This window comes from Rhizobium sp. RAF36 (genome assembly GCF_052114105.1).
Taxonomy (GTDB): Bacteria; Pseudomonadota; Alphaproteobacteria; order Rhizobiales; family Rhizobiaceae; genus Rhizobium.
This window is the reverse complement of sequence record NZ_JBFREC010000003.1, coordinates 667401-689146: the sequence shown is the minus strand read 5'-3', so window position 1 is coordinate 689146 and position 21746 is coordinate 667401. Positions and strand designations below refer to the sequence as shown.

General features: G+C 59.3%; 17 protein-coding genes. 6 read left to right on the top strand and 11 right to left on the bottom strand.

Features of this window, described 5'->3' with window-relative positions:
- Positions 1-26: 26 nt before the first annotated feature.
- From AB4Z25_RS14865 to AB4Z25_RS14835, 7 genes are all read right to left on the bottom strand, one after another.
- Complete coding sequence (locus tag AB4Z25_RS14865) at positions 27-665, bottom strand: chemotaxis protein CheX (RefSeq protein WP_112386798.1); 639 nt, start codon at positions 663-665, stop codon at positions 27-29.
- Complete coding sequence (locus tag AB4Z25_RS14860) at positions 662-1045, bottom strand: response regulator (RefSeq protein WP_442208320.1); 384 nt, start codon at positions 1043-1045, stop codon at positions 662-664. The genes AB4Z25_RS14865 and AB4Z25_RS14860 overlap by 4 nt, the downstream gene beginning before the upstream one ends.
- A gap of 346 nt (positions 1046-1391) precedes the next feature.
- On the bottom strand, positions 1392-3350 hold the full coding sequence (locus tag AB4Z25_RS14855; RefSeq protein WP_442208319.1) for a chemotaxis protein CheA: 1959 nt from the start codon (positions 3348-3350) through the stop codon (positions 1392-1394).
- A complete protein-coding gene (locus AB4Z25_RS14850; protein ID WP_112386802.1) occupies positions 3351-4217 on the bottom strand; it encodes a CheR family methyltransferase in 867 nt (288 codons plus the stop codon).
- Positions 4217-5302 (bottom strand): protein-glutamate methylesterase/protein-glutamine glutaminase, encoded by a 1086-nt coding sequence (locus AB4Z25_RS14845; RefSeq protein WP_112386803.1) that lies wholly within the window; start codon positions 5300-5302, stop codon positions 4217-4219. Before AB4Z25_RS14845 ends, AB4Z25_RS14850 begins: the two co-directional genes overlap by 1 nt.
- A gap of 2 nt (positions 5303-5304) precedes the next feature.
- Entirely contained in the window at positions 5305-6738 is a 1434-nt protein-coding gene (locus AB4Z25_RS14840) for a chemotaxis protein CheW (RefSeq protein WP_112386804.1), read from the bottom strand.
- 4 nt (positions 6739-6742) lie between these two features.
- The gene (locus tag AB4Z25_RS14835; RefSeq protein WP_112386805.1) at positions 6743-8680 is read right to left on the bottom strand and encodes a methyl-accepting chemotaxis protein; all 1938 of its coding nucleotides are present in this window, start codon (positions 8678-8680) and stop codon (positions 6743-6745) included.
- A 633-nt stretch (positions 8681-9313) separates the two neighbouring features.
- Between AB4Z25_RS14835 and AB4Z25_RS14830 the strand changes: the two genes are divergently transcribed.
- Positions 9314-9727, top strand: a complete 414-nt coding sequence (locus AB4Z25_RS14830; protein WP_112386806.1) for a hypothetical protein — start codon at positions 9314-9316, stop codon at positions 9725-9727.
- Between the two features lie 351 nt (positions 9728-10078).
- Here the strand turns inward: AB4Z25_RS14830 and AB4Z25_RS14825 are convergent, their stop codons facing one another.
- Complete coding sequence (locus AB4Z25_RS14825; RefSeq protein ID WP_112386807.1) at positions 10079-12058, bottom strand: adenylate/guanylate cyclase domain-containing protein; 1980 nt, start codon at positions 12056-12058, stop codon at positions 10079-10081.
- Positions 12058-15705, bottom strand: coding sequence for a FecR domain-containing protein (locus AB4Z25_RS14820; protein WP_112540851.1), 3648 nt, complete (start codon positions 15703-15705; stop codon positions 12058-12060). The genes AB4Z25_RS14825 and AB4Z25_RS14820 overlap by 1 nt, the downstream gene beginning before the upstream one ends.
- A gap of 112 nt (positions 15706-15817) precedes the next feature.
- Between AB4Z25_RS14820 and AB4Z25_RS14815 the strand changes: the two genes are divergently transcribed.
- From AB4Z25_RS14815 to AB4Z25_RS14795, 5 genes are all read left to right on the top strand, one after another.
- Entirely contained in the window at positions 15818-16357 is a 540-nt protein-coding gene (locus AB4Z25_RS14815) for a Pycsar system effector family protein (protein WP_112540852.1), read from the top strand.
- 136 nt (positions 16358-16493) lie between these two features.
- Positions 16494-16814 (top strand): hypothetical protein, encoded by a 321-nt coding sequence (locus AB4Z25_RS14810; protein WP_442208318.1) that lies wholly within the window; start codon positions 16494-16496, stop codon positions 16812-16814.
- Positions 16815-17208: 394 nt separating this feature from the next.
- Entirely contained in the window at positions 17209-17607 is a 399-nt protein-coding gene (locus AB4Z25_RS14805) for a response regulator (RefSeq protein WP_112386810.1), read from the top strand.
- Between the two features lie 723 nt (positions 17608-18330).
- Positions 18331-18582 (top strand): hypothetical protein, encoded by a 252-nt coding sequence (locus tag AB4Z25_RS14800; protein WP_112386811.1) that lies wholly within the window; start codon positions 18331-18333, stop codon positions 18580-18582.
- A 92-nt stretch (positions 18583-18674) separates the two neighbouring features.
- Entirely contained in the window at positions 18675-19106 is a 432-nt protein-coding gene (locus AB4Z25_RS14795) for a hypothetical protein (RefSeq protein WP_442208359.1), read from the top strand.
- Positions 19107-20022: 916 nt separating this feature from the next.
- Here AB4Z25_RS14795 and AB4Z25_RS14790 read toward each other — a convergent pair.
- Positions 20023-20322 (bottom strand): PRC-barrel domain-containing protein, encoded by a 300-nt coding sequence (locus tag AB4Z25_RS14790; RefSeq protein WP_112386813.1) that lies wholly within the window; start codon positions 20320-20322, stop codon positions 20023-20025.
- Between the two features lie 162 nt (positions 20323-20484).
- Positions 20485-21738, bottom strand: a complete 1254-nt coding sequence (locus AB4Z25_RS14785) for an arsenic transporter (RefSeq protein WP_112540854.1) — start codon at positions 21736-21738, stop codon at positions 20485-20487.
- Between the last annotated feature and the right edge of the window lie 8 nt (positions 21739-21746).

The window sequence follows — 21746 nt, the reverse complement described above, 5'->3', positions numbered from 1 at the left end:
TTCGCCAATGCTAATTCGGGTTTGTGCTACTCGGTATCCGTCATTACACGGTCGATAAAATCGCCAATGAGCTGCTTCAGCTTCTCCATGGACGGCAAGTCCATGATCATCGCGATGTAGCCGCGGATATCACGTTCCCGGACAGAAAAGTTAATGTACAGGAATAGCACGAAACTTCCTTCGCCGCTTCGGTTGTAAACCTCGAAGAGCAGGCTGCTGTCGCCGCGCAGCACATCTGGGAGCGACATTTTCAAGCTATGCTGCAGCATGTTCGCCATGGAGCCGAGACAGCCGTTGAGTATGACGTTGCCGGTCTCGGCGAGCGCCTCGTCTTCCATCTCGAGAAGCTCTGCCTCTTCCATTTCATCACCAACAATGGCGCGCACGAGCGACAGGCCGTTGCTTTGCGGGAAGATCAGCAGCGCCCGGCCAGAGAACGGGCCCTCGAACTGCTGCTGCACGGCTATGAGAGCTTCGCTCTCCCGTTGGCCGATCAGGGACGCGGCGGATTTCCTGGTAACGATCTCGACCGATGGCACCGAAAGGATGACTTCTTTTTCGACCATCTTGCGCAGGCTTGCGGCCGCGCGGCTGACGCCGATATTCACGAGTTCGGTCAGCGCGTCGCGCTCGAGTTCGTTGAGGTCGATCGTATCGTCCGTCATGTGCCGGCTTTCTTGAGCCGAAGAGCGGCCCCTGCAATAAAAGGGCTGAGCGCGTCCTGTGTTACCGGCTTGGCGACGAATGTGGCGTTAAGGGCACGCACGCGAGCGACAATTTCGTCCTGGACGTTCGCGGTAATCACCGCGATCGGCATGTGAGGGTGGGCGGACCGCAGCTCCGATGCCAGCTCAAGGCCATCTTTATCCGGCATATTGAAATCCAGTATCGCCACGTCGATATGCTGGGAGCCCACGAGCGTCAAGGCATCCGCAGCACTGCCGGCTTCGACACGCGTCCAATCGGGCTGCAAGGCGGCAATCGCCTTGCCCGCGACAATGCGAGCCAGTTTGCTATCATCCACGATCAGGACTGTAACAGTCATTTCATTCCCCGACATATCATTGCGAACCTATGCATACTTATGACCTGTAACACGTATGTTTGTGCAGGAGCATTCGCTCGTTGGATAGCCTATCACTGGCCGGATTGCCTGCAACAAGCGTAAATTTCTCGTAGCACACTATCTGATATCAAGGATGATACAGGGGGGCTCATAAGAGTTGGCCGGAAAACCATCAATGCTTGCAAAAGGGAAGTGTGGATCGTTGTCGCGGCGCTCAGGTCTATATGTAGGTCGGGATGGCGATCCATGTAGTCCACCAGTGTCTCGACTTCCTCGACGCCACATTGACCTTCCAATCGAATTGCCTTGTCATCGACGCTTATAGTCATTGTATCAGCTCCTCCAGATCGAGCACGAGCAGGACCCTGCCGTCGCCGAGTAGGGTGGTACCAGCTATCCCCGTCACTCCCTGAAGGAAACCGGATAGCGGCCGCGTCAGGGTTTCGGCCCGTTCTGCAATTGCATCGACCACCACGCCGATTTGGTCTTCCCCGGCCCGAACCACGAGAACCTTCAGGTCCGCGGACGCTGCGCCGGTCTGCGGGATCTGAAGCAGGTCGGCGAGATAAAGCAAGGGGATGGTGCGATCTCGCAGGATGAATGCGCGGCCGGCCCTGATCGGCTGAACGGCCCGCAGCGGTAGTCTCTGGGTCTCAACTATGTCGGAAATGGGGATGCCGTAACGTTCGCCTCCCACTTCGACGACCATCAGTTGGGTCATCGAGAAGCTGATCGGGAGCCTGAGCGTAAAGGATGTTCCCGATCCAAGCGCAGTTTGCATGTCAAGTGTACCGCCGAGCCGGTGGATGGAACGTTGCACAACGTCGAGGCCGACGCCGCGGCCCGAAAGGTCGGATACTGCCGACGCGGTCGAGAAACCTGGCGCGAAGACAAGCTGCAGCGCATCCCTGTCGGGCAGGGAGGCCGCCCTGGTTGCGGTCAACAGGCCCCTGTCCACGGCGGTCTTGCGGATGCGCTCCGGGTCCATACCCCGGCCATCGTCGGTCACTTCGATTTCGACCTGGTCGCCGCGCTGGCGTGCGCGCAGGAGGATGCGCCCTCTCGCCGACTTCGACGATTGCAAGCGTTCGCCGTCGTGTTCGATACCGTGGTCAAGCCCGTTTCGAATGAGGTGGAGCAGCGGTTCGAACAGGTTTTCGACGATTTCCCGGTCGGCTTCGACGGTTTCGCCTTCGATCACCAGATCGAGTGCTTTGCCGAGCTTCGTGGATGTCTCGCGGACCAGCCGCGGAAAACGGCGGAACGTCTGCTCCAGGGGGATCATCCTGGCCTGGGTGACGGCGCTGTAAAGCGAGGCCACAAGCCGTTCGATCTCCTCGTGGCTGGAGCCGATGCGTCTAGCAAGCGCGCCTTCACCATGGTTTTGCGCCTCCTCGGCGAGTGGCACGAGGCCGTTCTTGGCAGTGACCAGCTCGCCGGCAATCTCGATGAGCCTGTCGATTCGCGCCGAATCCACCCGCATAGTCGCCTGGCGATCAGTGAGGCGTTGCGGCGATCTATCAATTGCGGCGGATGTCCGTTGATCGCCCGGCCGGGGCAGTTCTACCAGCTTCACCTGATCGGGGATCAGGCGGAACTCTGGTTCCAGCTTCGACAGCGGCCCACCGCAAACGGCCTCGATCACCAGGCTACAGCGGAAGGGATCGTAGTTTTTCGGCAACGGAGGCGGCTCTGTAAGCGAGAGTGACAGATGTTGAAGGTCCGGCAGGCGCGAGATGGTCGCCAGAGGATCGTCGCCGTTGAAAAAGCATTCAGGGTGCGGTTCGTAGCGAATGGCGATCACGGTGCCTGGGGTGCCAGAGGACGGTAGGCGTTCGGCAAGTGCGAGCGCCCATTCCGGTATTGTCGTCGAGGAACGGATTGCCTCAACGGTTTCGCGCGCGGTCATCTCGCCTTTCAAAAGACCGAAAAGCCGGGAGGCTTGTTTGTCCTGGGCGTCGGACAGATGGCCGGTTTCAACGATCGCGTCGATGCTGTCTTCCACCCATTCGACCACCGACAGAAGTGGATCGACAAGGGTCGCATCCACCGCGATCATGCCGGCGCGCGCGTGGGACAGGAGGTTTTCGGCGTGATGCAGCACGTCCTTCATCGGGCCGAGGTCGAAAAGGCCCACGGAACCCTTGAGCGTATGGATTGCCCGGAAAGCGCTTTCCAGATGTTCTCGATTGCCGGCGTCGGCCTCCAGCGCCATCAGGTCGTCTGAGGCCTGCTGGACGAGCTCGCGCGCCTCGATGGCGAACTGTTCGATCAATTCATCCATCTATATATCTCTCGTCTCGCGATAAACGATGGCATCGGGAAAGCGCACCGTGTCGAAGGACTTCGACATTCTCGACATAGACTCCGTATGGCCAAGGCAAACATAGCCGCGGGGATTCAACATTTCGCGAATGTTTCGTGCTGCGGTCTCGCGGGCCGCTTCGTCAAAATAGATGAGCAGGTTGCGGCAGAATATCACGTCAAAATGACCGAGCGCGGCAAGGCTCTGGCGATCGATGATATTGCCCTTCGCAAAGGTGACGGACTCCCTCAGATCGCCGATCAGCCGGCGCTGCTGATCCCGCTCTGGTTCGAAATAGCGGTCGAGAAGATCCGGGGACAGCTTTGAGAGCGCCCGCTGGCCGAAATAGCCATCGACCGCGCGGCGCAGGATCTCTGTATCTATATCTGACCCGACGATCTCGATATTATAGGCATCCACGAGCGGCCAGTTTTCGAGCAGCCAGATCGCGATGGAATACGGTTCCTCGCCGCTGGAGCAGGGCATGGACCAGATGCGGATCCGGTCGCCCGGACCCTTTGCGCGGATGAGGTCGGGAAGGATCGAATTGCTCAGGCACGAAAGCTGGTGCAATTCGCGATAGAAATACGTCTCGTTAATTGTGAAGCTGTTGATCAGCAGTTCGGATTCACCGAAATCGCTGCGCAGTATCGAAATGTAGTCCCTGACGGATCGCGCCCGCCGCTGGCGCAACAGGTCCGTAATGCGGCGCTCGATATAATAGCGCTTCGTCTCACCAAACACCATGCCGCTGCGCTTGTAGATGAGGGCGCAGATTTCCTCGAGGTCAGCCGCAGACAGAGGCTCCAGCCCGTATTCTTTCGAGGTGATCGGTGGCATGGCCATCAGCAGACCTGATCCATCAGATGTTGCCCGATCTGGTCGAGCCGCTTCACCTCGCTCGCTCCGCCGCGCTGCACCAGCTCGCCCGGCATTCCCCAGACGACGGCGGTCTCTTCGGCCTCGGCAATCGTATAACCGCCGGCTGATCTGAGATCGGCCATAGCCGCCGCGCCGTCATTGCCCATGCCGGTCATAAGGACGCCGATCAAGGATCTTGCCGGAACATGCTTCATGGCCGAGCGCACCATGCGATCGACGCTCGGATGCCAACGGAACTCGGGATTGTTCGGTGCCGCCATGGCGACCAGATTTCCGGCGCGGGAAGAGATGAGGATATCGGCGTCACCCCTGGCGATGTAGATATTGCCCGGATCCAGACGTATCGGCCGGGTGACTTCTGTGACGGTCATCGCACATATCCTGTCGAGACGCTTGGCAAGGGCTCCGGTGAAGGAGGCGGGCATGTGCTGCGCGACCACGACCGGCCATTTAAAGTCGGACGGCAAACGGGTAAGCACCGCGTCCAGCGCCGGCGGGCCACCTGTCGACGTGCCGACCAGCACCAGCCCGTGGGCCGCCGCGTCTTGGGTCACGGGACTAGAGGTGGTGTCGCGAAGCTTGGACGAGGATACCGGTGCAGACGGCACGGACCGGGCGAAACGGACGCGCTCTGCGAGCCGGCGGCTGCGCCGGATGCGCACCGAAGCGGCGATGCGGACCTTTTCGACCAGGCGAGGCGCCAGTTCCTCGATGCCAAGGGAAATGGCGCCGCTCGGTTTTGCGATGAAATCGACAGCACCGATCTCGAGTGCCGCCAAAGTCTCTTCCGCTCCTTCTTCGGTGAGAGAGGAGACCATCACCACCGGGCAGGGGTGCTCTAGCATGATGCGGTCGAGACATTCCAGGCCGTTCATCCGTGGCATGTGGATGTCGAGCGTTACGACGTCAGGGCGAAAGTCCGAGATGATCTTCAGCGCCTCATCGCCATCGCGGGCGAACCCGATTTGGAAATCAGGCTCAGTGCCGAAAATCTGGCCGAGCAGCTTCCGCATAAGGGCGGAATCTTCGACGATGAGGAGACGGATCATAGTCAGGTGCCGCCCGTCTTTTCCCTGGTGCCGGCCTTGCCTTCGGTGATGGCGGCAACCACGTCCCGCTCTGCCTTCGTCAGAAGCTCCTGGGGATCGACCAGCAGTACCATCCGGCCATCGGCCTCGATATGGGCGATGCGGTCGAAGACATCCGTCTGTTGAGAAGCAAACTCGGGAGCTACGGAAACGGCCGCCGCCGGCAGGGCCTTGACCTCCGACACGGTATCGACGACGAAGCCGGCCTGTAGCTTGCCGATCGTCACCACGATGGCGCGCGCGGCGGCTGTCTGCATCGAGGCCGGGCTGTCGAAGCGACTTCGCTGATCGATCAGGGGAACGGCCCTGCCGCGCAGGTTGATGACCCCGATAACGAAGGCAGGCGCTCCTGGTATGCGAGTGACATCGAGTGGCACCCTGATGACTTCGTCCACCGAGGCGATCGGAATGCCGAAGTTTTCCTCGCCCAGCTGAAAGATCAGGACTTGTTCCACTGCATCGTCCGCTTCAGGCGCTGTGTCCATTGGTGCGGCTCCTGTTTTCTGGCCGATGACCCTCGCGACCTCGTCGTGAGCGAAAAGCTTTTCCGGTGACAGGATCGAGATCAGTCGTCTGCCATCCGCAATCCGGCCGATCGCCGCAATCTGGCCATCGCCGCGCCCACGCTGCAGGACTTCCGGCACGGGATCGATGGCCTGCTCGGGCAGGCGATAGATGACGTCCATCGCGTTGACGACAAGACCGAACAGATCACCCTCATGCTGGACAACCACGACTCGTGCATTTTCCGCTGTCGATCGGGTGATTTCCAGGCCCATCAGCGAGGCGAGCGAGACCAGAGGCAGGAGGCTATTGCGCAGGGACATAAGCCCCATCACCGCTCCCTGTCCGTTGGCAAGGACCGCGACGTCGTTCGGCATGATAGCCACTTCTCTCACGTGTTTGAGCGGCAGTCCGTAAAGCTGGCCGGCGACGTGAAACGACAAAATCGGCGCCAAAGTCACGCTTGCCTGGCTGCCTGCATCGGGTGCGATAGAGCCCGTTCGCCCCGCCTGCGCACGCCGCGTGGTCTTGAACGCGGCATCGAGAAGACCGCTCAAGCCCTCGAGCGGTGCTGCGGTGGTTTCTTCCGAAAGCGTGAGCACGTCATCGACGAGCAGGCCAACCGCTCCACCGTGATCATAGACGATGATCTTGCCGTCGTGAGGGGAAGCGCTATCGTCGCCGCTTAGGATCCGCCCCATCGACAGGATAGGTATCGGGCGGCCGCGCAGACTGGCAATGCCACTCAGGGCCGCGGGAGCGTTCGGCACCCGGGTGATGTGGCCGGCCCTGACCACTTCCAGAACCCGATCGGCGTCAATCTCGTGGCGTCTCTGTCCAACCCTGAACGCAAGCCGGCGTCGCAGGTCCGCCTTCGGGGGGGAGCTTTCCATCGTGTCAGCTTCCAGACATCTGGAGTTCGTCGGCCAGCGACGCGATCTCCTCGACGGCCGCTGCCAGGTCTTCTGCCCCGCGGGACTGCTGCCGTGCCGCGGTGGCGGCCTGCTCCGAGGCTGCGCTTGCTTCCTCGGCGACGGAGGCGATCTGCTGAGTGCCGACCTGAACCTGCTTGGCCGCAATGAGAATTGCCTGCGCGGCTTCCAGGATTGTGGCATTGCCGCGCACCGTCGTCTCGATATCGGCTTCTGCTACGGACAGAAGATCGACGGTCAGCTTGCTCTTGGCGATCTCCGCCTCGGAAGCCACCATAATCGCTTCCAGCTCGCGCTGGACCACGAGGATCTGGATCTGGATCGACCGGACAATGTCCTTCACGCCATCGATATTTTCTGCTGCGTCCTGGGCGAGCTTGCGGATATCGGTAGAGACCACGGCAAAACCGCGGCCCGCGTCGCCGGCTCTCGCCGCTTCCACCGAGCCGCTGACGGCCAGCATGTTGGTCTGGACGGCGACAAGCACCATCCGGTCGACGGTGCGTTCGATCTGGAAGCCGATTTCGCCGAGCAAATTAAGGTCTGACAGTGCGTTGCGGGTTTCTGTCAGGGCATCGGAGATGCCGGATGCAAGACCCGTCAGGCCCGTTTTGTTTCTTGCCAGCAACGCCTTGATTTCCTGAGCTCGCTCGCTTGCGTTTTCCGCACTGACCTGGGCCTGTGAGGCGCTTTTCTCGATCTGGACCATCGCGGCGTTGGCCTGCTGCGTGGCGGCCGCTTGGGCCTCAGCGCCGCGGCTTATCTGCTCGACGGCGATCAGGATCTCGCTGGCGGCGCCGGAAAGCTCTTGGACGGTCGCGGAAAGTTCCTCGGCGGCCGAACTCAGTTCTTCCGCCCGTGAGGCCCGGCCCCCTTCATTCATGAGCTCGTCGGCAAGGATGGCTAGCGATTGGGCAGTCTTTTGGCTTTCCTCCAGCGCCGAACTCTGCTGCAGGACGGAGCGTTGCGCCTCACTGGCCGCCGCGGACTGTTGCTCTGCGGCTGCCGCCACCGTTTCGGCACCTTTCTGCGCCTCGCGGGTGGCCATCTCCGCCTCGACAGCGGCGATGAGGATAGTCTGGCTGCTCTGCGACAAGGAGGTCAGCCCCGAGCGGACGGCGTGCAGTTTTTCGGCGACCGCCCGTCCCGATACCGTTTGTTCCCGCGCCTTAGCCGCCGCAGCGTTCATGCGCTCGGTAATACGACGGACCCCGTCGACAATGGTCTCGGCATGCTGGTTGACGTTACGCGAACTGCGTTCGGCGACTTCCGCCAGCAAACGGACTTCGTCGGCAACGACTGCAAATCCCCGACCTTCTCCACCGGCGCGGGCGGCCTCGATCGCGGCATTCAAGGCCAAGAGGTTAGTGCGATCCGAGATATCGGTAACAGCGACCGTGGTCGCGGCAATCTTCTCAGCCTGAGATTGAAGTCTTTCGATGATGGCAACGGATGCGATCTGTCGCGAAGCGTTCGTGTCGATGGCGGTGACCGATGTGTCGATCTGTGCGGCGGCTTCCAGCACTGAAGCCTGCAGCCTTTCGGTCCGCGCCCGTGCAGCCTGGGCTTCGGACCGGGCATCACCGAACCTTGATGAAAGTTGCGTGGTTGCGGAGAGGGACTCATGGGCAGCCCCTGCTGCTTCTTCAGCGCCGGTAGCAATCTGCTCGAGTGCGCGCTGGAGTTGCTCGGCTGCCGCTGCCGCCTCGGCGACACCGGTCGACAATTCTTCCGTTGCAGCACCAATGCGCTCGGCCGCCTTCTGCTGGCGAACGCGGGTGCGATCTTGAGAACGGCGGGAGGCCGCCGATTTGTCGCCAACGGCGGTTGCCGCCGGAGCGGATGTTACCAGTTTGCTGGAGGCCGGCTTTGCGCCCAGTTGGGAGGTCTTGACCAGTGCCATAGGATTTCCGTTGTCTTTGGGCCTCGGATGCGCGCCCACGACGGAAGGCGCCGAGCAAGCACAAGGCAGCTAACTCACTTGATTTTTATGGCTTAAAGGGCTTGGCAAAGCAATCTCTCTTGCCCTGCTAACGGACCAGCTCGCGGATATGGTTTATGACGTGACTGACGTCACAAGATTTGGCAGAAATGGAATTCCGGCCGGAAGGCCATTGCTGGGAACCTTGAGGAAGCCCGACGCCACCATGATCGCCATTCCGGAAGGGAGCCATGCACGACCTTGGCCAGCCCCAGCCGTTTGAAGAGCCAGGCATGTCGATGCCAGCTAAGATCGCTTCGATATCTGGGCAGTCATTCAGAACCGCCGGTGCTTCATCCGCGGTCGCCGTTTCCAAGCTCTTCCATAAGGTTCATGCGGATTAGGAACTCGTCCTCACTAACCGACACAAGATTTGCGTCAGTGGCCATGCCGAGATCGCACCCAAGATTGAAGTGGGTAATTTGCATTGGAAACGCCAAATCATCCAAACGGTTCGAGGTGGGTAAATACTTTCATAAGGGACGTGGTCGGCTGTAGGCTATAGGCTCACCACTGTGACAGGGGCGGGCCTTATTCGGTCTTGGGGAGCGGGGAATGAAACAGTACAGTTGGACATTAATGACGCCGGGTTCGCCGCCAGTCGTCGGGCTTGGTGATGTTGATGAAATCGAGCATTCCCTTTCTCTGATGACCCTGCCAGGACTTTCCTCGCCCAAGGCGCTGATCGACCACCTCCAGAAAAACGAAGATGCGAACGGTGCGGCAGATTTTCTCCGCGGCTCCGGTACGATCGAAGCGTGGAGCTTTGCCTGGATCCTATCTTCGACTAAGTCCCACCGCCCAAAGCTAAGAAGTGATCTGGCCGTCATCAATACCCGCCGACCTCATCATATGGGAATGTTGGAAGCTGGGGAGGTGTTCGGCGGCTTAGCAAAACATGATGGCGCGAACCCCATTTATTTTCAAAGCCCTAGGAACATACAGAGGGTGAGACTGTTCTCACCCTGATCACTCGACACACAAGTGTACTCAGTCGTGATGACCTCTCGGTCTTTGTCGAGTGATTTCCTGTATCCTCAACTATAGCGTCACCGTAAAAGGTGGCGCTTTTTTGTTGGAACCATCGAATGCAATCGTGGTTGTAAGCAGTGGACGTCGTTAGAATGCCCTCCTGACGCGTCCGCGCGCTGTGACCTCAACCGCAGCAGAACCCTTGCGGTTGCAGCCGTAAGGGTTTTTCCTTTGAGTCGCCCGCCCAAACGGGCCGGGGCTGCTAGCGTTACAGCATCGTTTAGGTTGTCGGGAGTACCATGCGGGCGCTGCGGCACGTTAGCCGATAAATCAAACGCGCGCGCGGGACTACCGGTCGCGCGCAGTGCGTTCATGATGGCGCATGATCGTGTAATAGCCCGATAGCTCCGGTATCATCCCGGCCATTGCATCGAAGCGCGGATCGTCTTCCCGCAATTCGCCCGCATATTTCGCCTGGAGAAACTGGGCGTGCGCCGCCAGTGCGTCCTCCTCGGCACGGTGCAGGATGGTGAAAACGGGAGCGGGAACCGTCTTGCCCTTGACGATGACACGGTCGAGCTCTGCGATCGTATACCGGCCGCTCACCAGGGATGCGGTGGTCTCGCCAAGCAGCAATGCAACGCCATAATTCTTCGAGGCGCCTTCGAGGCGCGAGGCAAGATTGACGCTGTCGCCGAGGCAGGAATAGTCGAAGCGGCGGGTGGAGCCCATGTTGCCGACGACGCATTCGCCAGTGTTGATGCCAACGCCCATCTTGAGGACATGCAGCTGCATGCCGCTGGCTTCGGATTCGGCCTCCAGCTCCAGATTCAACTTGGCAATTTCCTCCTGCATGGCCAGCGACGCGACGACGGCATGCATCGCGTGATCGGGATCGTCGAGCGGCGCGTTCCAGAAGGCCATGATGCAGTCGCCCATATATTTGTCGATCGTGCCGCCATGGTTCATCACCACTTCAGATAGTGGCGTCAGTAGCCGATTGATCAGCGCGGTCAGCTGTTCGGGATCGTCCCTCAGCGTCTCGGCGATGGTCGTGAACCCGCGCACATCGGAGAACAGGATCGAAAGGGTTCGCCGCTCGCCGCCGAGCTTAAGCTGCGAGGGGTCTTCAGAGAGGCGCTTGACGAGGTCGGGCGAGAGATATTGCGAGAAGGCGCGGGTGATCTGCAGCTTGTTGCGCCGCTCCTCGGCGAAGTCGAATGCCGTCTGGCCGAAGACGACGGCGATATAGGCGATTGACGGGCCGAGCGGCGAAACGAAGATATGGCCGAAGCGGATGCCTACGAAACTTGCGGCCGAGAAAAGGCAGACGGCAGTAACGGCCGCCGCCATCGCTAGCCAGCTGGTCGAGCGAAGGACGCTTGCAGCTGCAAGCACGGCGGCCACAAGGATCACTAGGGCGACGAGTGGTAGTCCGGCTTTTTCGATGAAGAAACCGTGGACGATGTTGTCGTAGATCGTCGCCTGGATTTCGACTCCGGCGACCAGCTTGCCGGTGTGCACTGTATAGGGCGTCGCGAATGTATCGGCGCCGCCTTTGTCGATCTCAGGCGCATTTTGTAGGCTGAGGCCGACCAGGACGATGCGATCCTTGAAAAAATCCGGAGGCAGAAAATTCTGCGGGTCAAGCGCCTGATAATAGGACACGGTGGGATAGCTGCGAGACGGTCCGAAGGACTGGATCATCGCATTTTTTGACGTCTTCATTGGCGTCCTGCCAGCTGCAGCAGCCAGCGTTACGGCAAATCCGTCCTTATAGGACGGAATGGTGCGGAAGATGCCGTCGCCGCCGAGATCAATTGAGGCGATCCCGGTTCTTGCGCCGGCAGCGGTAAATTGAGGCAGTGGCGTGGTGCGAATGAGCTGGTCTGCCTGCGGCGCCTGGATCAGCGTCTCGTCGCCGGCCAACACGACATCGGGGCCGACAGCTGCGGTCACCGCGCCGTCGTTATCAGGCGACGAGGGTTCAGCCATGATGATATCAAGCCCGACAGCCTTTGCGCCCGCAGCCCGCAGGGCGGTGATCAGGCGGGCGTGCAGACTGCGTGGCCACGGCCATTGTTCGTTGATCTGCGCCAGTGCCGGCTCGTCGATCGCGACGATCACAGGCGCTTCCTCGGGTGGCAGCGGATCATCGACGGTCGAGAGATAGTCGAAGCTCCTGAGCTCCAGCAGCGACCATGCCGGCAGACGCGAGAGCAGCGAAATCGCCACCAGTGTCACCAGTACGAGGACGGCTAGTCTGACCGGACGGCTGGAGACGGGCCAGCCGGTTGGGCGGGTGGATTGTGTCTTTCTGCCCGGCATCAGAAGCGGATCTTCAGGCTGCCCTTGACCGCGCGGCCCCAGCCTGGAACACCAGGCGCCACCTCGAAATCTTCGTCAAGAAGATTGAAGGCCGAAGCTTCGAGGGCAAAGCGCTTGTCGATCGGCTCCCAAATCAGGTTGGCATCAAGGGTCCAGTAGTCGTCGAGCACCTCGGGGCCGAGGATGCCGCCATCACCTTGACGCTCTCCGGTATAGTTCGCTGCAAGCGTTGCCTTGACGTTGGCCTCATTGACCCAGGTCAGAGCGAGTTGCCCGCTTCTCTCCGGAATGTAAGGCAGCGCCTCGTCAAACCCGATGCTGCCAGCATCCTCGTTCTTCGAATGAGAATAGGCCACGGTTGCTGAGACACCGAATCCATAAAGGAGGGCGACGTTTGCGGTTGCGCTAACGCGATCGACATTTGCTTTGCTGATGGTCAAGCCACCCGGAAGATAGGGGAGAAATGGACCGCCGACCGGGTAGGCCAAATCGAGGTCACGAATTTCCTGATGCTGGTATTCGATGCTAGTGAACAAGCGTTCAGTCCATTGCGCGTCCCACTGAAGCGCGATCGTATCGGTGTATCCGTCGATGCCCGAATAAGGTTGATTGGGTTGAATGCCAACGACGCCGATCGGCGACAAGGTCGGGGAGCCCATATCATAGCTTTGCCGCATGAAAGCAGCGCGCAGCCATTGGCCGTCGAGCGGCGCCCAGGCAATGCCCAGGCGTGGCTCAAGCCGCTTCACATCCGTCGAGCCGCCGTCTATGGCCGTTCCGAAGAGTGCGTATTCCGCCTTTAGGTTTGGTGTGATGTCGTGAAGCAGATCGACGTAGGCTCTGCCGATTCCTATCCGCTCGTCGACCGATGTCCCAAGCAGCGAATCGTCGGCTTTAATATCGACGAACCCGCCCTCTATGCCGTAGCGCCAGGTCAGATCATCGACGCCGTAAAGATGGTTGATTGCTGCGACGTAATTGCGCTGCAGACTGTCTGCGATGCGCGGCGGTGGGGCGATGACTTCCTGCTCTACGTTTTGCTCGGTGCTGGTGTAGAAGAATGCGGCATTGACGACGTTGCGATAGCCGAACGTATGGCTCCAGCCGATACCCGCGGCTGTGGATTTCGTATCGATATCACCGCTCTCGTTATAGCCCGCAGCCGGAAAGTCGATTGCCTGGTCAAGCTTGCTGTCGGAGTGGTTGGCGTAAAGCACGAACCGGTCGTCCGGATTTGGCGTTGCCGTAAGATAGCCGTTGCCGGAAAGGCTGCGGATATCCCCATCAAGGCTGCCGGGGCTAGCGAAAGGGGTTGTCAGGAATGAACCATAGTCACCGCCGTAAGGCGTCTGTTCCCATTTCAGGTTCAGATAGCCGCTGACCGGGAACGGCTCGTTGGCAAAGCCCTGCAGTTCAGCCTCGCCGATCGGCTTGGTTTCACCGGAGGAGTTGATCACGCCGCCGCCGATCGAGCCTTCGAGGAACGGTCGGCGTAGTAGATTGGCCGAGCGCGAGCGGCCGGACAGCATGTGCGGGTCAAGAAGCAGGCCCTGCAAGAGCGCCGAAAAGCTGTTGGAGTTCAGCTTGTAGAGATCGATCTCGTCGTCGAAGATCTCGTTAGTGGCGAAGGGGCGAATATTGCCGCGGATAGACTGGTCAACGTAGCCGCTGCCGGCGAAGGGATCGAAGACCGCGTCGCCGTAATATCGGCCCCAAGCATTCAATCCGCGCAGGCGGAAGGCGTTATTGAGCGTTGAGCCGGCATCCTGATTGGCGCCGAGCGAGCCGTAATGGCCGCCGCGCGCCTTCGACCGCCGCAGGAACTCCTGGGCGTAGTCCAGCGCGCCATCGGAGTCGTAGTCGTCGATGGCAACGGCTGTGCGGAAGGAGGAAATGACCGGGTCGTTCCTGTCCAGTCTGTCGGCATTGTCGAGCGCTTGTTCGGATAGAACACGGTCGCCCTTTTCGTAGTGACCGGCAGCGAGCATGAGCTGCGCCTGGGAATGCGCCGGATTGGCGGTCGAGGAGGCCAGCAGGTCGTCGATCGCCTTGTCCATCGCGCCCATCTGCAGATAGTAGCGGCCGCGGGCCAGGAGGGCGATGTCGAAGGCCGGGTCGGCGGCGAGCGCCAGATCGATTTCGAGCTTTGCTTCCTTCATCCGCGACTGGTCGAGATAAAGGATCGCTAGATTGGCGTGGCCGATAGGATCGTCGCGGTCGAGTTCGATGGCACGTTTCAGCGCCGCTTCGGCTTCGCGCGCTGCACCACGGGCATTCTGCAGCAGGCCGAGGTCGTTCCAGGCCATGGAGGAGCCGGGGGCCACCTTGAGCGCGGCATTCAGATCGCTCAGTGCTCCCTCGAGATCGCCCTGATAATCGGCGCGCATGCGGGCGCGGGCCTGCAGCGCATTCGGATCGTCCGGGTCGATCGAAAGCGACCTGTCGATCGCCTCCTGCATCTGGACGCGATCGTTGATCAGCAGCGCCAGCTGCGCGCGCAGGGCAGGGAGCGTCGAGTCATCGGGATAGCGCGCTTCGGCCGCCTTCATCGTTGCGATCGCAGCCGGAATATCTTCCAGGAAGCCTGCCGTATAGGCTTTCATCACGGCGGCGTAGGGGCCGGTGACATTGGCCGGTGGATGTTCGTTGCGGGATGGATCCTGCAGCGAGCGGGCGTAGTAGCCGCCATAGGCGGCGATGCTGCGGCGGAGCGGATCGAGGCCGCGTTCGGCTCTCACGAACATTTTCGCCGCCTCGCTGTAGCGCTTTTCGGCGCCTGCAATCAGCGCCTCAATGAGATCGGCACGGGCGCGTTGTGTTGCGGACAAGCGTAAGGCACGCGCTCTCGCAAGCGAGTTCAGCGCCTTCTGCCGGCCGTCGAGCGATATCTGTATTTCCGCCAGCGTCAGCCAGTCTTCGGCGTTTCGCGCCTCCTCGGCCTTGTCCTCGATACGGCTGCGTTCGCGGCGCATCGTTTGCACCGGCAGGGGGGAGGCCGGCATGAAGGTGAAGCCGCTGCGCAGCGTCAGGTAGAACAGCATCTGCTCGCGATCGTCAGGCGTGACGATGACGAGCTTGCGTGGCGCTTGGCCAATCGTCGCCACCGCGCCTTCGCCTTCGGCTACCTGCACGCTGCCATAGTCGTTCTTCAGCTCGACCTGGCCCTCGAGCACGATCAGCGAAGTCTGGTCGCCCTTGACCGTCAATGTCCAGTCGGTGCCGCGGATGGCGGCGGCCGCCGCCGGCGTTTCCACCGTCAACCCCGTGCCGCCGCGCTGGGCGCGGGCCCACATGGTTCCGGATTGCAGGTTGAGAACGGTGTCGCCCTGCCGGGCCATCTGCTTTACCTGGAGCGCCGAGTTGCGGCCTAGGCGCACCTGGGTGCGATCTGCGAACAGTATAGCAAGCTGGCCGGTCGCATTGGTGCGCAGCACGTCGCCGCCAAGCAGATCCTGGTGAAGATCGACATCCTGCCAGTTGGAAAGATCGACGAAGCGGACTTCCTCGCCCATCTTCCGGTCGATCACCGATCCGGCAGCCGGCTCAGCACGAGACAGCGGCTCGGCACCGGCCGGCAGCGCAGCAACGGATGCGGCCACCGTCAACACCATCATGGCGGACATGGAATGTGTAAAGCTACCCCTCATAGCAAAGCGTTTGTCCTCGCCGTCGCGAAAAGTCAATAGAAGTTGTACCGCTCATCTTGCTTTGGCGGCTAAGTGTAATATCAGGGAGACACTTGACGGTGGAGATGTTTGGGTGAGCGATCTTGAAGGTGCTACTGAGTTGATGGAAAGTTTTCCTTCGACGAATGTCATAGGATCGGAATATTTTGATCATATCAAGAAGATAAACGATATCTTCTACGACCAGATCAAGATATCTGATCAAAAGGCGGCTTACATCTTCACCTTCATGCTTGCGTTCCTCGTTAGCTCGGGGGATGTCAGGGCCGTCTTTACATGGACGCGCTATGTCGGTGGCGATCCAAAGACACTGCTGTTCTCCGGGCTTCTGGCTGCGGCATCGGTCTTCTCGATTCTATCGGCGATACTCGTCGTGTTGCCTCGTCACGTGAACAAGTCGACTTCGATGTTCTGGGGAAGCTGGGGCAAGCACCGGCAGCTTTTCTGGGAAGCGGCTGCGCGCCACGACCAGCGTTACCTCTTTGCCGAGTATCTCGACAACGCTGATATTCTCTCGGCGATCGCTCGCGGCAAGTACCGCTGCGTGACGCTCGCCTTCCGCGGACTGATGGTGACTGTAGTCGCCTATGTGATGTTGCTTATTGCGGCCTGATAGTCTGCGCATGACGGTCCCCCAGCGTACTGCTTAAAGCCGGTCTCCTGAAGTGGTCTCGTACCATCCGTTCAATGGTAGGCCAAAAATCGGCCATGGCCGTCGCTATCGAAGGACCATACCGCTCCATCACGCTATGATCGTTGAGGCCGCTCTCGTCCTAGGTTCGACGCAGAGCGATCTCGCTGCCAAAGCAGGCGTATCCTATAGTTCGCTGCGCCTTTTCAAGGAAGCTGGCAAGATCTCGATCGAAGCCCTGGTCAAGATTGCTTTCGTGCTTCGTGCCGAAGTCGAATTCGGCCAGTTGTTCCCCCCGCAGGCGCCCAGAACCATTGATGACGTCATCGACCGGCCACTGAGGAAAAGGGCGCGTAATCGTGAAATTCGAACCTGTCAACAAATGGCTGTGATGATTGATCTGGAGGGGCGGTCGCGCAAGCTCGGTACCTTGGCGTGAAGCGGCACCGAGAGGCGAAGCAATTTCGAATATGCGCCCGACATTATAGCCATGCCGCTGCTGATCGCCAAGGCAGCTTCGATACCAGCACGAATTGCGAACGAGATCATCAACGAGCTTCGAGCAACCGTGGGCCGTTGGCCCGCCTTCGCCTCCGAAGCCGGGCTGCTTTTATCCCGGTTGAAGGAACTAGGCCGCATATTGAACAGCCGATGAGGTTTCTGGAAGCAACCGAGGCTGACCAACCAGACAATAAACGTTCCGGCATCTGGCTCGCGGCATAGAGCCGTGGTTCATTCGTATTTTATTAAATATGTCTGCGAATACTCCTGTCTGAAAGACGATCTATTCGGGTCGCTGCGAGTTCATCTCGTGACCACGGAGCGAAACTGACATGTATCAGCGCACAGTTCTCATCGTTGAAGACGAATTTCTCATCAGGATGATGTTGGCAGACACCCTTAGGGATGAGGGTTACGACGTTGTCGAAGCCGAAAATGTCCTTGAGGCAATCGCGGCTCTCGCTCGGCGCAAGATCGACGCCGTCGTTACGGACATTGATATGCCCGGTGGACTGAGCGGGCTCGATCTGGCCGGGATGATCTCGTTGACCAGCATGCCCGTTCCAGTGATCATCGCTTCCGGAGGTCATTGCCTGCGCCCTGACGAGTTGCCTGGCGGAGCAACCTTCATCGCAAAACCCTATCGGCTGGAAACCATTGTCTCGATGGTTGGCGACATGACGGCAATCCTTGATTGCAGGGTAGGCGGAATGCGAAAACGGGCTTTCTGAAGCGCGTCAGAGTATGAGCATTGGGATTGAGCAAACCGGTGCCAATTGATAATCTATGAAATTATTTAGAACCTGAGCGTGGAATACTCTGCATGCAACCCTGAGACTGCGCACTGGGACAGCACCTGCGAGAATGGATGGATAGCCGCGTTCGGCCGGAGTTTTCAGAGCGAGTTATACCGATCGATGGCGCTATCCCTACGCGGTGGGCCCACTTACATATTCCTGATCGCCGCAATGTAGCTGATGCGATCGCCGTCCACCGCGCTCGTTCAGGGATTAGCAGTTGTGGCGCGTAACATTCAGGATTTTCAGGGAACGGTACTTGTCGGTTCGTGGCGAGCCTAAGGAACTGCCATAAAGATTTGTGAGAGGCGGCGGCAATCACAGTATAGCCCGGCTGGGATGGAGACTCGCATGCCCAATCCCCAGCATCTGCCTAGAGAGAACTGATGAATACACAAGGAGCACCCGCTCCCAACGCATCCGGTGTCACACGATCACTTCGACGGAATCGGAATGGTCTAAATCGGCGCTTGCAAGCAAGTACGCGACCTGCCAATCACGCTGGATAGCTCCTCCAGTTGCTGGCAGCCAGTCGGGTGGAAGTTCGAGGGCTGATGCATAGACGGTTGAACGGCTGGATAACCCCTAACCGCAAATCTCAGCGCGCAGCCATTTTCTCGCCGAAGTCTCTTGTGATCTTTTCCGCTGGAGGATGTCATGAAAGAATACGACCACCGATACGTCGAGCTCACGGCCCACCTCAGATCGGTCGAGGCGTTTTGCGATTTTCTTTCTCAAGGAGGCACGGTCCGCATTGCTGAGCGAGATGGCGGCCCGCTTATTGACGTGACAAATCACGTGGTCGAGAAGCATCGACGCCAAGCTGACGGCCTGCGGCAGACCCGGCGGCACTTGTTCCCCGAAAGAGCGGATGAGGATTTCCGCTCCGAGCTCTACAGCAGCCATTAACTCACGGGTCGGGACGGCTCGAGCCTCGCGGAAGGTAAAGAATGATGCCAGGATGGGTGGGCGCCTTTGCAGTGTTTACAGCAATAGCGCTGATGGTTACACAGCGTCCTGCCGCAGCAGAGAATGTGCTGGAGCGAGCGATCGGTGACGCACAGCCGTGGCGGGCGCTTAAGGTAAACGCATCGAGCTTTGGCATCAGCGTTGAAGTTGGCGTCGACAAGCTAGATTATGTGAAGATCGAGAGACTCGACGTGTCCGTGAACGGTGACCTTGCCGAGGCAAAAGCCCGGGGAACCTTGGCTTGCAAGACATCAGACAATACTTTGGTGCAAGGCGGGTTTTCGGCAACAGCTGATGTCAGCCTGCATTTCGATCTATCCACCTGCAAAACCACGGAAAGCTCGTTCGAGATCATCCGCACCAGTGGCCCGTTCGGCGATATCGTCCAAGGTTTAAAAGATGAAATCGCTCAAGCGCTGCTTCGGGGTCTCCAACGCAACGTGTCCAAACTCTGCCAAAAGTAGTTGTGACGACGATGGCGGTACGGAGCGGGGGGGATCCTCATATCGCACCGCAGATCAAGAACCTCAGGTGAGGCGTGCTAATCCCGCTGGCTCCTTTTGGACGCGTTGCGACAGAGGGCATGGCCGATCCGCAGAGGCATTGCCGAAGCTGCCCTTAAGGCCGCCGTTTCGGAGGGCCGTAAAGGCATAGCGATCAAGGGCGATTTCGCCTGGCTCGGTGGGTACCTGCAACCAGGCGCCAAGCGCAGTTGCGTGGACGATCGAGGCAGACTGGCCCCTCGAGCTTGCTATATAGATAGTGTAAAGTGCGAGATTGGTTAGCCACACGCGTCTCGGACGATGGCTAGTTTTCCAGAAGTTAACCGGGTGGATTCGCTCGAGAGGACAAAGTGCAAGATATTGAGCGGGGAGCGGCCGATTCTGGAAGATCTGCGGCGTGAGCTTCGCTAGCCGCCCAACCAAAAATCGGGAGATTAACGCGTTGAGAGCGATAGTCATCGAATGGGAACCATTGAATGCCGGCGAAATTTATGTCGCGCATTTTCCGGAGCCATTTCCCATGTCCGATGCTGACTATGCAGCGTTCGAGACCTTGTTCAAAAGCTGGCAGCGCCGACACTGGGACGGTATCGGAGAGACTAGAGTGGATGAAAAAGAGGGACCACTGGCGCTTGTCCGTGGTTTGCGGTTCCTTGGCTATAGCGTCGTCAATAGGGGCAGGCTCCCGCCCGGCCTATAAGACCCAGTCGACGTATCGTTCGCGCCTGCCTCCGTCACTTGCCCGTTAAGAAAATACAAACTCACTAAGCCGGAGGCTAGTCGCCGAACTGTCGAGCATGGCCCGAGATACAGTTAGATCGGGTGCGATCTCTCCAGCACCGCCAATTGCGGTGCTGGAGAACAGTTCGAGACGATCTCAGTCTCGGTGTTCAGGCATTTGCTTGAGCTGATCCTTGGTCCAACTGGTGACGGCGTGAACATCGCCGTCCTCGTCTCGCATAAACTCGAGATCCGAAATCGGAACTGCGACCGGCTTGGCGCCAATGCCGAGGAACCCGCCAACATCGATCACTGCGGATCCGCCGGCGCCGCCAGCAGCATGGATGTGATCGATCTTGCCGACCTTATGATCATCGACGCCATAGATCGTGGCACCTTCGAGAACGGCGGGCGTCAACTCGGATGCCGTCAGCCGTACGTGGTTTGTATGGTCCATGATTATTTCCTCCTTAGTGGAGGATAATCAAATCGGTGACCAAATGTTCCGGCATCAGTTGAAGATTGGCGACCAGCGGAGAATTCATTCTTCAAGTATCCCTGAACATAAATTTTTTTCAGAGATGCGACTGCAGCACGGTGTTGATGGGACCCCTCTCGATCAGGCCAAGAGAACGGCAAGCGACAACAACAGTGCGGGGAACATCACGACGCCGCCAATTTTCAGAAACGATAGCGCGCTGACTTCGATGCCCTCCCGGCGCAATGACGTCAGCCAAAGGATTGTCGCAAGGGAACCAGTCACCGAAAGGTTTGGGCCGAGATCCACGCCGATCAGCACCGCGCCAGCGATGCGATCGGAGACCTCCGCGGCCTGGACAGCGCTTCCGGCGAAAAGACCGGCAGGCAGATTGTTGATGAGATTCGAAAGCAGGGCGACACCGGTCCCTGCAACTGCGGTTGCTTGCACTTCGGAATGTGCGCCGAGCGTCCTGAGATGGTCCGCAAGTATGGTAGCGACGCCCGTATGATTGACCGCCTCAACGACGACGAACAATCCGCCGACCAAAGGGATGACGCCCCAACTGACATCGCGTAAGACGTTGATTGGGTTTTGCCGGATAACGGCGAGCACGGCCAGCGTCGTTATCATGCCGGCTATAAACGTAGGCCGCCCCAGGCTGACATGCATCGCTGAGGCCCACAGAAGAATGGCCGCTGTGACGACCAACCCAAATCCGGCAAGCTGTGCAGAGATGCTGAGATGCGGGCGCGCGATCGCGGTGTCCACGGTGTCAGCGACGAGCGTCCGGCGTTGCGACCAATAAAGCGTCAGATAAGTCACGACGATAGAAGCCATAGACGGGAGCATGAACGTACTCATCCAGCGAGACAGCGATGGCATGTCGCCGCCAGCGAAGATCACCAGATTTGCAGGATTGGATATCGGCAAGACGAAACTTGCGGCATTGGCAACAAAGGCACAGATCAGCAGGTAAGGTAACGGATCCCTGACCTTTGCCGCGCGGCATGCGGCGTAGACAGCGGGCGTGAGAACAACAGCCGTCGCGTCGTTGGACAGGAATGCGGTGACGAGAATGCCGACACCATAAACAAGAGCGAAGAGCCGCGTTGGCGATCCTCTTGCATAGGACGTGGCAATGGCTGCAAGCCAGTCAAACAGCCCTTCTTTCCGGGCAAGCTCGGATAGGAGCATCATGCCGATCAGAAACAGATAGACGTCGGTACCCTTTGCCACCCCGGCCCAGACTTCCATAGGGTTGAGGATGCCGGATAGAAGGATGAGCAAAGCTCCGCCAACGGCCCAGATTGCCTCAGGCAGACGAAACGGCCGGACAACAACACCGGCGGCTGTGACGCTCGCGATGGCACAGGTGTAGAAGGATGTGTTCATATCTTTCC

Bases quoted from the DNA above. Each gene is read 5' to 3' on its own strand.
- AB4Z25_RS14865 (WP_112386798.1), bottom strand. From the start codon at position 665: ATGACGGACGATACGATCGACCTCAACGAACTCGAGCGCGACGCGCTG.
- AB4Z25_RS14840 (WP_112386804.1), bottom strand. From the start codon at position 6,738: ATGGAAAGCTCCCCCCCGAAGGCGGACCTGCGACGCCGGCTTGCGTTC.
- AB4Z25_RS14860 (WP_442208320.1), bottom strand. From the start codon at position 1,045: ATGACTGTTACAGTCCTGATCGTGGATGATAGCAAACTGGCTCGCATT.
- AB4Z25_RS14785 (WP_112540854.1), bottom strand. From the start codon at position 21,738: ATGAACACATCCTTCTACACCTGTGCCATCGCGAGCGTCACAGCCGCC.
- AB4Z25_RS14790 (WP_112386813.1), bottom strand. From the start codon at position 20,322: ATGGACCATACAAACCACGTACGGCTGACGGCATCCGAGTTGACGCCC.
- AB4Z25_RS14850 (WP_112386802.1), bottom strand. From the start codon at position 4,217: ATGGCCATGCCACCGATCACCTCGAAAGAATACGGGCTGGAGCCTCTG.
- AB4Z25_RS14800 (WP_112386811.1), top strand. From the start codon at position 18,331: ATGAAAGAATACGACCACCGATACGTCGAGCTCACGGCCCACCTCAGA.
- AB4Z25_RS14835 (WP_112386805.1), bottom strand. From the start codon at position 8,680: ATGGCACTGGTCAAGACCTCCCAACTGGGCGCAAAGCCGGCCTCCAGC.
- AB4Z25_RS14855 (WP_442208319.1), bottom strand. From the start codon at position 3,350: ATGGATGAATTGATCGAACAGTTCGCCATCGAGGCGCGCGAGCTCGTC.
- AB4Z25_RS14825 (WP_112386807.1), bottom strand. From the start codon at position 12,058: ATGCCGGGCAGAAAGACACAATCCACCCGCCCAACCGGCTGGCCCGTC.
- AB4Z25_RS14795 (WP_442208359.1), top strand. From the start codon at position 18,675: ATGGTTACACAGCGTCCTGCCGCAGCAGAGAATGTGCTGGAGCGAGCG.
- AB4Z25_RS14820 (WP_112540851.1), bottom strand. From the start codon at position 15,705: ATGAGGGGTAGCTTTACACATTCCATGTCCGCCATGATGGTGTTGACG.
- AB4Z25_RS14845 (WP_112386803.1), bottom strand. From the start codon at position 5,302: ATGATCCGTCTCCTCATCGTCGAAGATTCCGCCCTTATGCGGAAGCTG.
- AB4Z25_RS14805 (WP_112386810.1), top strand. From the start codon at position 17,209: ATGTATCAGCGCACAGTTCTCATCGTTGAAGACGAATTTCTCATCAGG.
- AB4Z25_RS14830 (WP_112386806.1), top strand. From the start codon at position 9,314: ATGAAACAGTACAGTTGGACATTAATGACGCCGGGTTCGCCGCCAGTC.
- AB4Z25_RS14810 (WP_442208318.1), top strand. From the start codon at position 16,494: ATGATCGTTGAGGCCGCTCTCGTCCTAGGTTCGACGCAGAGCGATCTC.